The sequence below is a fragment of the Dyella sp. AtDHG13 genome (assembly GCF_003201105.1).
Classification (GTDB): Bacteria; Pseudomonadota; Gammaproteobacteria; order Xanthomonadales; family Rhodanobacteraceae; genus Dyella; species Dyella jiangningensis_B.
The window spans coordinates 33,373-45,707 of record NZ_QICJ01000010.1; the positions used below are offsets into that span (position 1 = coordinate 33,373).

A 12,335-nucleotide genomic window follows, 5' to 3' on the forward strand; every position below is an offset into this window, starting at 1 on the left:
CGCATCGGAAAGTGCGCGCCAAGGTGCGCTCAAGGCAGCGGAAGGAGCGGGCGCGTCAGGTAGTCCGCCAGGGAAAACGCCAGCAGCAGCGCGAGCCACGCGAAGCCCGCGGCGGCGACCACGCGAAGAAAGGGATGGCCCTCGCGCAGCCGCATGAAATACATCATGACCAGCAGCGTCTTGGCGGCGGAAATGGCCAATGCCAGCGCCGCATTGAGCGCACCCAATGGCAGGAACGCCAGGCCGATGGTCAAACCGAGTAACGCCAGTAGGGCCAGCAGCGTAAGCAACTGGCTGCGCAGCGATGGCGGCGACAGGTTCACGACGATCTCCCCACTAGGTAGACCGCCGGATAGACGAAGATCCACACGATGTCGACCAGATGCCAATACAGCGCGGTGACTTCCACCGGCGCGATGTAATCCGGCGAGAACGCACCTTGCCACGCCTTCACCGCAAGCCGCGACAGCAGCGCCACGCCGATGGCCACGTGCAGGCTGTGGAAGCCGGTGATGAAGTAGTACAGGCAGAAGAAGATCGCCATCGCGTGCGGCGGGTCGCCGGACGGGTGGTAGCGCAGGCCCGGGATCAGCGCTTCCTCGTATTCCGAGTGGTACTCGAACCCGTGCATCACGAGGAAGGCCGCGCCCAGCGCGGCCGTGCCCAGGAGCAGCCACGGCGACGAGCGTCGCCCGCCGAGCTGCACGTCGCGAACGGCCAGCGCCGCCAGGCAGCTGCTGCTCAGCAGGATGCCCGTCTCGATGCTGCCCAGCAGCAGGTCGGTGCGGCGTCCGCCTGCCGCGAACGCCTCGGGAAAGCGCAGGCGGCCTATCGTGTAGCCGGCGAACAGCACGCCGAAGAACAGCACCTCCGTGGCGATGAACACCCACATGCCCAGCGCCGACGCGCCGCGCTGCTGCTCGGTATCGTCGAACTGCGACGCGCGCGCGGCCAGCAGCGGAGCCGATGCCTGCGTCATGGCCGATACCTGTAGGGCCCTTCGCTCACCACGGGCGGTAGCGCGAAGTTCTCCTTGGGCGGCGGCGAGGGCACCGTCCATTCCAGGCCCGTGGCGCGCCACGGGTTGGGCCCCGCGGCGCGGCCGCGAACCAGCGACCAGCCCAGGTAGCACAGCGGCATCACGTAGGCGAGGGCGAGGATGGAGGCCCCCGCGGAGGACAGCACGTTGAGCCACTGGAACGGCTCCGGATACGCGTGGTAGCGGCGTGGCATGCCGAAATAGCCGAGCAGGTACTGCGGGAAGAAAGTGAGGTTGAACCCGAAGAACATCAGGATCGCCGCGAAGCGCGCAGGCCCCTCGGGATACAGGCGGCCCGTGATCTTGGGCCACCAGAAATGGATGCCGCCCAGATAGGCCATCACCGCGCCGCCCACCATGATGTAGTGGAAATGCGCCACCACGAAGTAGGTGTCGGTGAGGTTCACGTCCAGCGCCGTCGCCGCCAGGAACAACCCGGTGAGCCCGCCGAGCATGAACAGGCCGATGAAGCCCAGCGCGTAAAGCATCGGCGCATGGAAATCGATGGTGCCCTTGTACAGCGTCGCCACCCAGTTGAACACCTTGATCGCCGACGGCACGGCCACCACGAAGCTGAGGATGGAGAACACGATGCCGGCATACATCGATTGCCCGGCCACGAACATGTGGTGCCCCCACACCATGAAGCCGATCACCGCGATCGCCAGCATGGACCACGCCATGAACCGGTAGCCGAAGATCTGCCGCCGCACGCCGCAGGTGATCAGCTCGCTCACCACGCCCATCGCCGGCAGCACCATGATGTACACCGCCGGGTGCGAGTAGAACCAGAAGAAGTGCTGGAACAGCAGCGGATCGCCGCCCAGCGCGGGATCGAAGATGCCCACGCCGAGCAGCCGTTCCAGCGCGATCAGGGACAGCGTCATCGCCAGCACCGGCGTCGCCAGCACCATCACCAGGCTGGTGGCGTACATGGCCCACACGAACAGCGGCAGGCGGAACCAATGCATGCCGGTGGCGCGCATGGTGTGCACCGTCACGATGAAGTTGAGCCCCGTGAGGATGGAGGAGAAACCCACCACGAACACGCCAACCACGGCGAGCACCACATGGCTATTGGAAAACAAGGTGGAAAACGGCGTGTAGAACGTCCAGCCGGTATCCACGCCGCCCAGCAGCAGTGCGCCGATGGTGAACAGGCCGCCGCCCACGTAGAGATACCAGCTGAACAGGTTGAGGCGCGGAAACGCCACGTCGCGCGCGCCGATCATTAGCGGCAGCAGGAAATTGCCCAGCGTCGCGGGTATCGACGGGATAAGGAAGAACCACACCATCACCACGCCGTGGAAGGTGAACGCCTTGTTGTAGGTTTCCGCACTCATCAGGGCACCCTGGGGCTCGATGAGGTTGATGCGGATCATCGCGGCGGCGATGCCGCCAAGCAGGAAAAAGAACGTGATGCCGACGGCATAGAGAATGCCGATGCGCTTGTGATCGTGCGTCAGCAGCCAGCCGGCCAGGCCCGGCTCGCCGGCAGTGAGGTAGCTGGGTGCGGCGATGCCCGGATCAGTGCTGCTCATGGGCAGGCTCCGGCGTGGTCGACTTGATGTAGGCGAGCAGGGCGAGCACGTCCTCCTCGCCGATGCGCCCCTGGTAGCTGGGCATGATGGGCGCATAGCCCGCCACGATCTGCAGCGAGGGCAGCATGATGGAGTCGTGCAGGTAGCGGTCGTCCGCGATCACGCGCGATCCGTCCGACAGCGCCACCGTGTGGCCGTACAAACCCATCAGGTCGGGTGCGTGCACGGTCGACTGGCTGCCGTGGCAGCCGCTGCAACCTAATTGCCGGAACAGCTCGCCGCCGCGCGTGGCCAGCGTCTGGCTGGCGTGCTGCTGCAGCCACTGCGCGTACTGGGCCGACGGCATGACGACGATGTCGCCACGCATCACGGCGTGATCCGTACCGCAGAACTCGGCGCAGAACAGCGGAAAGCGGCCCGGCCGCGTCGCCGTGAACCACAGCTGGGTATAGCGGCCCGGCAGCACGTCCTGCTTCACGCGGAATGCCGGCACGTAGAAGCTGTGGATCACGTCCTCGGAGGTCATCACCAGTCGCACCGGCTGGCCGAGCGGCACGTGCAGCGCGTCGATCTCCCGCTGCCCGTTGGGATGCTGCGTCTTCCACATCCACTGCTTGGCCACCACGTAGATCACCGTGGCATCGGCCGGCGGCGTCTGCAAGCGCTGCCACAGGCCGATGCTCCAGCCGAACAGCCCCATGAAGAGCGCCAGCGGCACCAGCGTCCAGGTCAGCTCGATGCCAAGGCTGCGACTGGGAGAGAGCGACCGGTCGGCCGCGCTGCCGCGGCGGTAGCGCACGCAGAACACCAGCATGGCCGCGAACACGGCGAGTGCGACCGCCGCGCTGAGCGCAAGCATGGCATTGAACAAGGCGTCGATGCCCGGCGCCAGCGACGATGCCTGGGGTAGCGGCGAGATCATGCACGGTGCCTCCGCAGCGACCACGCCGTTACCGTCAGCAGCAACGCCGCGAACGCGACGCCCAGCACGCGCATCAGCTTGCCGATAAGCAGCGAATAGCGGCCCGTCGATGGGTCGTAACCGCAGCACAGCAACACCAGGCGATCGGTCCACGAACCCAGCGTGCCGCGCGATGCATCCACCACGGCCAGGCGCAGCGCCTGCGGCTGGTACTCCACGCCAAACAGGTATTGTGCGATGCGCCCGTCGGGCGTGATCACCACCAAGCCGGAAGGGTGGATGTACTCGCCCAGCCGCGCATCACGGAAATAGCGGAAGCCCAGCGGTCGCGCGATGGCTTGTAGCGCACCCGGCGTCGCACGCAGGAATTGCCACTGGCCGGCGGATGTGCGGGGATCGGAGCGCCCGACACGTTCACGCGCACGCGCCGCGGCGTCCGTGCCTTCGCGCGGGTCGATGCTCAGGAAGATCACTTCCACGTCGCGGCCGGGTTGCAGCCCGGCACGTGCAACAGCATGCGCCATGCTTTGCATGACGGTGTCGCAGAGGTGCCGGCACTCGAAGTAACCCAGCGCCATGATCGCCGGATGGCCGTGCAGGCGGTCACCGAGCGAGGCGGCGCGATCCTCCGCATTGCGCAGGGATGTCTGCAGCGGCAGCTGTGTGCCCAGATGCTGATCGAACCCCGCGCGCGCATCGAGATCGGCGGGCGGCGGCACGGATGCCGCGCACAGCAGCCAGGCGAGTGGCAATAGGGCCAGGCGCCGTGTCATGGCTTTGCCCTCGTCGGCTGCTCTCTGGACGCATCGCGCACCACGATGTCCATCGCGCGCTCGATGGGAACCTGCGCGTGCTGGTGCTGTTCGTCCTCCCAGCGATATTGCTCCAGCCGTTGCCGCTGAAGCGCCTGCTGGGTCCGGCGGTCCTGTGGCGCACGAGTCTGCAGCGGTGCGCCGGCCGGCGACGGCGGCACCAGCGGTGGAGACGCTGGCAGTTCGCGCCACAATACGTACATCGCCATGACGACGAGCGTCACGCCCACCGCCAGCCAGCCACCGAGGCGTGCCAGGGCGCGCACGTCCACGCGATGCTCTTCATGCCGTGCCGCGGCCGTCATGGCCCGGCTCCTTGCCATTCCGAACTTGTGCGATCACCGATCGACCGCCGCAGCGCAGCTACGCAGCAGGCTGTGCCAAGGACGCACAGCCACGCGAGCGGATCGGTCCAGGCGAGCATGGCGCCGGAAGGACGTGCGTCAGGCAGGATCAGCCACGCGGCGTAGCACACCTGCATGATCAGCAGCAGGCCAGCCAAACCTCGCAGCGCCGGCGCATGGCGTTTCACCGCACGCAACAGCAGCAGGGCGATGGGCAAGGCCGTCTGCAAGACCAGCAGCAGGCCGCCGAGCCATTGCCAATGCGTGCGCAGCCGGGGGAGATACCAGACCGTGTCCGCCGGCAGATCGGAAATCCACGCCGTGAGGTAGTCCATAAAGGCGAGGTACGACCAGCCGAGCACGGCCACCAGCAGCAGATTGGCGACGTCCTGCTGCACGCGCGGCATGTGGAATCCACCGCGACGAAGACGCAGCCACAGCGCAAACGACAGGCTGGACAGCAACTGCGCGGCGAACAGCGTGAGCCCCAGCGCCGTGCTGTGCCAGCCTTCCACGCGCGACATGATCCAGTCGACGGCCCAGACCGACACGCTGAGCAGCATCAGGATCAGCCCGGCCGCCGCATAGCCGGGCCATGGTTGCGAAGACCGCGCCAGCCGCCGCAACACGCCGCAGGCAAGCGCGAACCAGCAGGCGAAGCACAGCGCGCATCGCACGTAGAAGAGCGGCAGATTGAGGTAGAAGACGGGCCACGCCGCGTCGTTTGTCGGCTGCACCCAGGGAAACAGCCAAGGCGCGCCCAGCAGCAGCGGCAGCGACAAGGCCATTGCACAGGGCAGCAGGCGCGCGGCATCGATCCATTCCTCGCGCAAGGCATCGCCCCAGGCTCCGCCTGTCAGCGCATGGATCATCAGCCACGCAAGGCTGCCCAGCGGCAGGCCGACCAGGGCGATCCACGCCATCAGGTACGAAGCGAGCGCCTGGCGCGGCGTGGATGCGCCGAGCCAGCCCAGTGCCAGCCAGGCCAGCAGCAGGCCAGCGAGCAAGGCGCCGTGCATGTGCGGCCTATCGCTCATGGTCGAGCACCGCCGTGATCGAGCGAGGCGCGATCGCGTGCGTCGAGTCGATCCGCGTGCACGCGGCGGCTGGTCTGCAAGGCGCGGACATAGGCGACGACCGCCCAGCGATCCGAAGTCGGCAGGCGATCGCCATACGGATACATCACGCCGTAGCCATCGCTGATGACGCCATAGAAATACGCATCCGGCGCATCGCGCAGGCGATCCTGGTGATAGCTGGGCGGCGTCGGAAAACCGCGCTGGGCGACGATCCCGTCGCCATCGCCGGCCAGCCCGTGGCAGGGCGCACAGTACACGTCGTAGCGTTGGTGCCCGCGTTGCAGCAAGGCGAGCGTGATGGGTGGACGCGCACCGGAAGCGCGGTCGCGCCAGCGGCCGCTGGTGGTCTGCACCAGGGCGCCGGCACTGTATGCCTGCGTTCCAGGTGGTGGCGAGCGCGCCGCGCTTCCGTCGCTGAACAGTGGGCTGGGTGCATCGGCGCCATAGCGCGGCTGGTCGTACATGTCGTGCATGCCGCGCTCGCAGCTGCACAGCATCAGCAACGCAAGCATGGCGGCCGGCGTTCTCATCGCGGCACCCTGGCGATGGCTTCCGTGGCGAAGCCGTACAGGTGAACGGCCAGCGTATCGGGCGTGTAGTGGGCATCGTCGCTTCGCAGGACCAGCGCGTAGCGGTCCTGGCTGATGCGCGCGAAGGCGTCCACGTGGAATACCGGGTGATAGAGGCAGGGCAGGCCGCTTCCGGCGAGCAACGCGATCACACCGGCGACCGCCGCGCACAGCAGGCTCACCTCGAGTGCCGCCGGAACGAAGGCGGGCCAGCTTGCCAGGGGCCGCCCGCCAATGTGCACGGGATAGGCGATGACGGCCGAGTAGTACTGCAGCGCGAGCATGCCGAGCCCGCCGCACAATCCGGCCGCGAACATGATAATGGGCAGCGGCGACGACGCTCGGTACGGAGGAAGCCCTTCTACCGGCTGCGGCGAGTACGCATCCACGCAGGTAAAGCCGGCAGCGTGCAGATGCTTCAGCGCCCGCACCCATTCGTCCTGCTGCGCAAATACAGCCATGGTTCCATGGTGATCGTGCCGGCTCATGCATCCTCCCCGGCATGGCGCGGAAGCAGCTTGCGCAGCTCCGCCATGGAAAGCATGGGCAGGAGGCGTGCAAAGAGCAGCAGAAGCACGAGGAAGAACGCCATCGAACCGAACAGGAACACCAGGTCCCACACGGTGGGATAGAACATGCCCGCGCTGGACGGAAGAAAATCGCGGAACAGGCTGTTGACGATAAGCAGGAAACGCTCGCACCACATGCCGACCAGCACCAGCAGCGCGATGACCATCAAGGCCGCCGGCGAGTACCGCACGCGCCGCGACCACAGCAACTGGATCGCCGCCACGTTGCAGGCGATGGTGGTCCAGTAGACCCACGCGTATGGGCCGGCGAACTTCGCCATCAGCGATGCAATGGCATAGCGGTCCTGGCTGTAGAACGCGTCGAAGATTTCCGCGGCGTAGCTGTAGTCGATGACCAGGCCCGCCGCGAGCACCATGCGCGCCAGATAGTCCAGGTGGCGCGGCGTGATGTAGCGATGCAGTCCGTACCAGCGGCGCACGGGCACGGCGATGGCCAGCGCCATGGCGAAGCCGGAAAACAAGGCGCCCGCAACAAAGAACGGCGGAAATAGCGTGGAGTGCCAGCCCGGCAGCAGGCCCTCGGAGAAATCGAGCGCCACCATGCTGTGCACCGAGAACACCAATGGCACGGCAAGCCCCGCCAGCGTCAGGCTCAGGGTTTCGTAGCGCTGCCAATGATGCGCGTCGCCGCGCCAGCCCAGGGCGAGCAGGCCATAGAACACCTGGCGACCACGGCTGTTGGCACGGTCGCGCAGGGTTGCCAGGTCCGGCAGCAGGCCGACATACCAGTAGAGGATCGACACCAGCAGGTAGGCGATGATGGCGAAGAAATCCCACAGCAGCGAACTGCGCCACTGCGGCCACACGCCCATGCGATCCGGATACGGCGCCAGCCAGTAGAAGAACCAGGGCCGCCCCAGGTGCAGGATCGGAAACAGGCCCGAGATGGACACCGCGAACACCGTCATGGTTTCCGCGTAGCGATTCAGCGACGCGCGCCACACCTGCCGCGCCAGCAACAGCGCCGCCGAAATAAAGGTGCCCGCCATGCCGATGGCGATCCACCATACGTAGTTGGTGATGTCGAACGCCCAGGCGACCGGGATATTGTTGCCCCAGATGCCGATGCCGGTGGTCACCAGATGGCCGATGCCGGCCATGAAAACGCCCGTCAACAGCAGCGCCAGCGCGAAGCTCGCCAGCCACGTGCGGCTGGTCGGGCGCGCCAGCACGATGTCGCTCACCTCGCGGCTGATGCGCTCGGCGGTGGTGTCCGGGGCGAGCCATGGCGACGCGCTCATGCCTGCTCTCCGTCCAGCGAGGGATGCGGATTTTCCACGCGCGCCAGATATCCGGTGCGGGGGCGTGTATTGAGTTCCGCGAGCAGCACGTAGTGCAGTGGAGAGCGCTTGGTGCGGCTGACATCGCTGCCGGGATCGCGTAGGTTGCCGAAGTGGATGGCCTGCGTGGGACACGCCGCCTGGCAGGCGGTGACGACTTCGCCGTCGCGGATCGGGCGGCTGTCGCGGTCGGCGGCGATATGCGCCTGCTCGATGCGCTGGATGCAGTAGGTGCATTTTTCCATCACGCCACGGTTGCGCACCGTGACATCCGGATTGCGCTGCCCCTTGAGGCTTTCCGTGTCCAGGTCCGCGTACTGCAGGAAATTGAAGCGCCGCACCTTGTACGGGCAATTGTTGGAGCAGAAGCGTGTGCCGATGCAGCGGTTGTAGACCTGCACGTTCAGGCCATCGCTGTCGTGTACGGTGGCGCCGACCGGGCACACCAGTTCGCAGGGCGCGTGTTCGCAGTGCATGCACGGCACCGGCTGATGAAAGGTTCGCGGTGCCGCGGGCGTGCCGCTGTGGTAGCGGTCCACGCGCATCCAGTGCATGTGATGCCCGCGACGTATTTCTTCCGGCCCTACCACCGGAATATTGTTCTCCGCCTGGCAGGCCAGCGTGCAGCCCTTGCAGCCGATGCAGGCGTTGAGGTCGATGGTCATGCCCCAGGCATAGTCGCTGGCCGCAGGCTCGGCGTAGAGGCTGGGTGGCGTGGCGTTCGGCTCGCGTGGCGTATTCGCATGCGAGGCGTCGAACCGCACCGTTCGCACGGGTTGATGCTCTTCCATGCGGTCCTGCGATTGCGTGGTTGCCAGTTCGACATGCCCGGCGGCTGGCTCAATCGCCGCGGCGCACGACCAGCCCGTGTCGTGGCTCCGCAAGACGTTCGCATTCACGCCCACGCCATTGCCGAACCTGCCGGCATGCGTGCGTCCGTAGCCCAGGTGCAGCGTCACGCAGGTATCCGTCTGGCCGGGAAGTATCCACACGGGCACGGTGAGGGTTCGCCCATTCGCGCCAAGACGGACCAGGTCACCGTTCGCCAGCCCGTGGACGGCGGCCAGATGCGGGCTGACCATGGCCGCGTTGCCCCAGGTCAGTTGCGTGAGCGGACGCGGGCATTCCTGCAGCCACGCGTTGTTGGCGCAGCGGCCGTCGTGCAGCAGGGCGTCGGGGCGAAACAGGAGTTCGAGCGGGCTGGAGGGCGTGGCGTGCGTCCAGTAGGCGGCGACGTCATTGCTTGGCGCGGGCGCAGTCGACTCGGGGCGTTCGGTCTGGATCACACCCTCACGCAGCGCGCTTTCCCAGGCTTTATCGGACAGCTGCGACCACTGCGAGCGGATGATCGCCCGCCCGCGCTGCTCCGTCGCACCGCTGAGCAGCGCCACGCACTCGTGGATCGAGCGGGTGTCGTACAGCGGACGGATGGCTGGTTGGACGATGCTGGTGGTTCCATCGGTCGAGCGCGCATCGGACCAGCTCTCCAATGCATGCGACAGTGGCAAATGCCATTGGCAGGCCATGCCGGTTTCGTCGCGGTAAAGACCGGCATGCACGGTGTGTGCGACCTTGCGGAGCGCGTCATGGAACGACAAGTCAGCCGGTGCGGCGTACATCGGATTGGTGTCGAGCAGGATCAGCGTTTCGACGCGCCCGGCATGCATGTCATCGCACAAGGCATCGAAGTCGACGGGCAGGGCGTCCGACGGGCGGTAGCGGATGGTGCGATCCACGTTGCCCAGCCGCGCATTCATTAGGTGCGCAAGGGCATGCACATGCGCGGGCTGGCTTCGCCCCACCGCGATGAGGCTTCGGCCTTGGTGCGATGTCAGGTCGTCCAGCAGCGCCGCCATGCGCGCCGGATCGATGCCGCTTGCCGTATCGGCCGGAACGTCGACGCCGAGCGCGCGAGCGAGTTCGAGTAGGAAATCGCCAATGCGTGACGATGCGAGTATCCAGCGATGATCCGCCATCGCTCCCGTCAGCGATGGCGTGCCCTCCACCGCATACCAGCGACTCATCGTTGCGCCCGCATTCGCGCGCCGCCGGCGGGCAAACGCGGCGGCGTAGGCGAGGTGCGCGGGGCTACCGTCCAGCAGGTCGGCCTCCAGCGAGAGCACCACGTCGGCCTGTTCCAGCGCATAGCGACTGGTGAAAGGGGCGCCGAAGGCCAGCATGCTTCCTTGCCGTGCGGTGTCCTCGCCCAGCGGGTCGTGCACGTGCCAGCGTGATCCCGGATAGCGTGCGAGCAATGCGTCGCGCTGGGCAAGCAGCGTGGGTGACAGCAGCGGGCCGCTGGCGACGCGCAGCGCGCGCCCGTCGTTGCGATAACGATCGAGCAAGGTCAGCACCTGATCCTCGAAGGCCGTCCACGTCGCCACGTTGCCCTGGTAGCGCGGGGCGGGCGAGCGATCCGGGTCCCACAGGTCCAGCACGGCAGCTTGCAACAATGGGCCCGTCGCGCCGCCACTGCATGGATGCAATGGATTCCCTTCGATCTTGCTGGGGCGGCCCTGGTGCGTTTCGACCAGCACGCCCACGGCTTCGCCGGCGGCGCACAGGGTGGTGGCATAGAACACCGCTTCTTCGCGGCCGCCTTCGTCGCGCGTGCGTGAGATCAGGCTGTCTTCCGGTGGACGGCCGCAGGCGGTGACGCCGGTCATGGCGAGCGACGTGCCCAGCCATTTGAGGAATGTGCGGCGGTCGATCAGGCCGATGGCCGCCGCGCCATCGTCGATGTTGCCGTCTGTGCCGCGCTTCAGCGATGGCATAGCGAGCAATCCATCATCTTCGCGCGGTCGATGCGGTACGCCTGCACCAGGGCGATGCCCAGGCTTCGCTGATCCTTCGGCGTCCATGCCATGTCGAACACGTGCTCGCGTGGCCGCAATTGCTGCTCGGGATCGCGGTGGCAGTCAAGGCACCATTTCATGGAAAGCGTCTCGGTACGGCGCATCAGCGGCATCTGGTCGACGCGGCCGTGGCAGCTGACGCAGCCGACGCCCTTCGCCACGTGGATCGAATGATTGAAGTACACGAAATCCGGCAGCTGGTTGACGCGCCGCCACGCCAGCGACTGGCCGCTTATCCAGGCCTGGCGCACCGGGGCGAGCATGCGCTGGTCGGTGAACAGCTGCGAATGGCAGGTCATGCACGTCGATACCGGCGGCATGCCGGCCTGCGCGGAGGTTTCCACGCTGGCGTGGCAGTAGCGGCAGTCCAGGCCGACGTCGCCGACATGATGTTTGTGGCTGAAGGGCACGGGTTGCTCCACCGTTTCGTTCACGGTGTGGCGCTCCGCGGTAAGCGCACGCCACGCGAGTACACCGGAGGTCGTCAGCACCAGCAGGGCGATCAGCGCAAGACGGGCGTAGAAGCCTGCATACCTTGAAAAGACCTGAGCCATCGACAGGTGCGGACCACCGTGTGTTCGTCGGCCCTGGGCGGACGGCGCGGAAGGCCGGAGTTAGTCACTCGCTGGCGCATGCCGCCCTCGGCGCAAGCTCATGACACGGACACGCGAGGTGCGGGCGCACTTGGCAATGCGCCCGCACGGCTCAGCTGGCGTGCCGCTTGCGGGTGCGTGCAGCCTTCTTGGCCGCTGCCGAGCGGCCGGCGGCGCCCTTGGTGCGCGCGGCTTTTTTCGCGGCGGCGGAGCGGGAGGTCGAGGTGCGCTTGCGTGCGGCGGACTTGGTCTGCTTGGAGAGCGCCGTGTGCGATGCCGCGGCATGGCCTTCGCGCTTCAGCGCGCTCTTGGTTGCGCGCGAACGCTTGGCGGATGCCTTCTTCGGATGCTCGGCAGCCTTCTCGTCCTGCGCGGCCTTGTGCTTGGTCGATGCCGAGGCGCGCTTGCTCACCGGCGCCTTGACGCCTGCGCGCCGCGCCTTGGAAAGCCCGATGGCGATGGCCTGTTTCGCGGATCGCGCACCGTGCTTGCCCTTGCGCACGTGTTCCATTTCCTCGCGGACGTACTCGCCGGCCTGCGTGCTCGCGGATTTGCCTTCGCGCTTGTCCTTCGCGGCGGCCCTCTTGGTTTTTGCTTCCGGCATGGTCATTACCTCGATGCATGGAAGGTGTTCGTTTACGACCTTGGGCGTCCATGTGCTGTCAAATAAATCGTTAGATGTGCCTCATCGGGCGAAAGAAACGTGCCGCG

The 12,335-nt window shown here is 66.7% G+C and carries 13 protein-coding genes; all 13 read right to left on the bottom strand.

Annotated features, from left to right (window positions below):
- Positions 1 to 29 precede the first annotated feature (29 nt).
- The 13 genes from BDW41_RS16415 to BDW41_RS16475 all read right to left on the bottom strand — a co-directional run bounded on the left by BDW41_RS16415 (position 30) and on the right by BDW41_RS16475 (position 12,228).
- Complete coding sequence (locus BDW41_RS16415) at positions 30 to 323, bottom strand: cytochrome C oxidase subunit IV family protein (RefSeq protein WP_158537006.1); 294 nt, start codon at positions 321 to 323, stop codon at positions 30 to 32.
- Positions 320 to 979, bottom strand: coding sequence for a cytochrome c oxidase subunit 3 family protein (locus tag BDW41_RS16420; RefSeq protein WP_074549235.1), 660 nt, complete (start codon positions 977 to 979; stop codon positions 320 to 322). Before BDW41_RS16420 ends, BDW41_RS16415 begins: the two co-directional genes overlap by 4 nt.
- Positions 976 to 2,580 (bottom strand): cbb3-type cytochrome c oxidase subunit I, encoded by a 1,605-nt coding sequence (locus BDW41_RS16425; protein WP_074549233.1) that lies wholly within the window; start codon positions 2,578 to 2,580, stop codon positions 976 to 978. The genes BDW41_RS16420 and BDW41_RS16425 overlap by 4 nt, the downstream gene beginning before the upstream one ends.
- On the bottom strand, positions 2,567 to 3,502 hold the full coding sequence (coxB, locus tag BDW41_RS16430) for a cytochrome c oxidase subunit II (protein ID WP_074549231.1): 936 nt from the start codon (positions 3,500 to 3,502) through the stop codon (positions 2,567 to 2,569). The genes BDW41_RS16425 and coxB overlap by 14 nt, the downstream gene beginning before the upstream one ends.
- Positions 3,499 to 4,275, bottom strand: a complete 777-nt coding sequence (locus BDW41_RS16435; protein ID WP_074549229.1) for an SCO family protein — start codon at positions 4,273 to 4,275, stop codon at positions 3,499 to 3,501. Before BDW41_RS16435 ends, coxB begins: the two co-directional genes overlap by 4 nt.
- A complete protein-coding gene (locus BDW41_RS16440; RefSeq protein WP_074549227.1) occupies positions 4,272 to 4,619 on the bottom strand; it encodes a hypothetical protein in 348 nt (115 codons plus the stop codon). The genes BDW41_RS16435 and BDW41_RS16440 overlap by 4 nt, the downstream gene beginning before the upstream one ends.
- Positions 4,616 to 5,695, bottom strand: coding sequence for a hypothetical protein (locus BDW41_RS16445; RefSeq protein ID WP_146217369.1), 1,080 nt, complete (start codon positions 5,693 to 5,695; stop codon positions 4,616 to 4,618). Before BDW41_RS16445 ends, BDW41_RS16440 begins: the two co-directional genes overlap by 4 nt.
- A complete protein-coding gene (locus tag BDW41_RS16450) occupies positions 5,692 to 6,267 on the bottom strand; it encodes a cytochrome c (RefSeq protein WP_074549223.1) in 576 nt (191 codons plus the stop codon). Before BDW41_RS16450 ends, BDW41_RS16445 begins: the two co-directional genes overlap by 4 nt.
- Positions 6,264 to 6,794, bottom strand: coding sequence for a DUF3341 domain-containing protein (locus BDW41_RS16455; protein WP_083337670.1), 531 nt, complete (start codon positions 6,792 to 6,794; stop codon positions 6,264 to 6,266). The genes BDW41_RS16450 and BDW41_RS16455 overlap by 4 nt, the downstream gene beginning before the upstream one ends.
- The gene (gene nrfD, locus BDW41_RS16460) at positions 6,791 to 8,137 is read right to left on the bottom strand and encodes an NrfD/PsrC family molybdoenzyme membrane anchor subunit (RefSeq protein ID WP_074549219.1); all 1,347 of its coding nucleotides are present in this window, start codon (positions 8,135 to 8,137) and stop codon (positions 6,791 to 6,793) included. Before nrfD ends, BDW41_RS16455 begins: the two co-directional genes overlap by 4 nt.
- The gene (locus BDW41_RS16465) at positions 8,134 to 10,950 is read right to left on the bottom strand and encodes a 4Fe-4S dicluster domain-containing protein (protein ID WP_074549217.1); all 2,817 of its coding nucleotides are present in this window, start codon (positions 10,948 to 10,950) and stop codon (positions 8,134 to 8,136) included. The genes nrfD and BDW41_RS16465 overlap by 4 nt, the downstream gene beginning before the upstream one ends.
- Positions 10,938 to 11,585, bottom strand: a complete 648-nt coding sequence (locus BDW41_RS16470) for a cytochrome c3 family protein (protein WP_074549215.1) — start codon at positions 11,583 to 11,585, stop codon at positions 10,938 to 10,940. Before BDW41_RS16470 ends, BDW41_RS16465 begins: the two co-directional genes overlap by 13 nt.
- Before the next feature lie 151 nt (positions 11,586 to 11,736).
- Positions 11,737 to 12,228: a DUF6496 domain-containing protein gene (locus tag BDW41_RS16475; protein WP_074549369.1), complete on the bottom strand. Its 492-nt coding sequence runs from the start codon at positions 12,226 to 12,228 to the stop codon at positions 11,737 to 11,739.
- Between the last annotated feature and the right edge of the window lie 107 nt (positions 12,229 to 12,335).